Below are 1,406 nucleotides of genomic sequence, written 5' to 3'. Positions count from 1 at the left end.
GCTCATATGTGGACGGCCCCCTGCTTGCAAGGTTTTGGCTGAAGATGATTTGATCGGATCGCTTGCGCTCATATGTCCGGCCTTTTGCGCGCGGACATGTGAGCGCTGGCCTAGATGGGCTTCACGGATAGCGAGTTCCAAACACGTACACGACATTGACTGCCAGTGAGCACCTCGGAGTGTCTCGCTCGTCCCGGTTCGACCGGTCACACCATCTTCTCCTCTGCTTGCAAGTTCCGGCCTTCAGTGTCGAGCGTGCGCTCGGCACCGAACTCTTAATGCTCTCACGGCACCACAGGCGCTGGATAGGTGGCGCCGATGGGATGGTATTGCTCGCCGCTGACCATCAGCTTCCAGGCGATGCGGGCCAGCTTGTTGGCCAGCGCCACCGCCGCAAGTTTGGGAGCCTTGCGCGCGATCAGGGCCGCCAGCCATGGCCAGACCCGTTTGCTGCCTCGGCGCATGTGTTGGATGAGAGCGGTGGCGCCCGCCACCAGCACGCTTCGCAGCATCTCGTCGCCAGCGCGGGTAATCACTCCAAGCCTGTTCTTGCCTGCTGTCGAATGATTCTTCGGCGTCAGTCCGAGCCAGGCGGCAAAATCGCGCCCCGACTTGAAGCCATGCACGTCCGTCACCTTGATGGCTAGCAACGTCGCTCCAACAGGGCCGACTGCCGGTATGGCGGCCAACCTCCGGCTCACTTCGTTGTGCCTATGAAGCGCAAGCAGCTTCTCATCGAGCAGGGCAACCTCGGCGCTGATGTGGGCGTAATCGCGCGCCAGCGTCTCGAACATGTCCCTGGCCATATCCGGGACCGTCGTGTCGGCGCGAATGTCGGCTAAAAGATCGCCGAGCCGGGAAAGGCCCTTGGGCGCGATCAAACCGAACTCCGCCGCAAAGCCGCGAATCGAGTTGGAGAGCTGCGTGCGCCGGTCGATGAACTGCGCACGCAGCTTCGCCAGCATCTGTGCCGCTTGCTGATCGGCGCTCTTGGCCGCAACGAAACGCATGCGGGGCCGATTCATCGCTTCACAGGTTGCATCGGCATCGGCGGCATCCGATTTGGAGCGCTGGACATAGGGCTTCACGTGCTGCGCCGGCATCAGCAGCACCTCGTGACCCAACGCGCGCAACTCCCGCGCCCAGTAATGAGCCGCGCCACAGGCCTCCATGCCAACCTTCAGTGGCGGGAGCCCCGCAAAGAAGGCGAGCACCTGATTGCGCCGCAGCTTCTTGCGCAATACAGGCTGTTCGGCTTCATTCACCCCATGCAACTGGAAAACGCTCTTTGACGTATCCATGCCAATGCGAATAAGTTTATCCACGGACGGTCTCCCTTGTTGAGATCTGCAACGACCTCATTCTGGCACATTGCGATGCCGTCGGGGGCCGTCCACCCCAACACG

At 61.6% G+C, this 1,406-nt stretch carries 1 protein-coding gene; it reads right to left on the bottom strand.

The annotated features are described in order from the left end of the window. Positions 1-284 precede the first annotated feature (284 nt). Positions 285-1,325 (bottom strand): IS110 family transposase, encoded by a 1,041-nt coding sequence (locus FJW08_RS32235; protein ID WP_140813755.1) that lies wholly within the window; start codon positions 1,323-1,325, stop codon positions 285-287. Positions 1,326-1,406 lie beyond the last annotated feature (81 nt).

Source organism: Mesorhizobium sp. B3-2-1, assembly GCF_006439515.1.
Taxonomy (GTDB): Bacteria; Pseudomonadota; Alphaproteobacteria; order Rhizobiales; family Rhizobiaceae; genus Mesorhizobium.
This window is presented reverse-complemented; position numbering and strand designations above follow the sequence as displayed.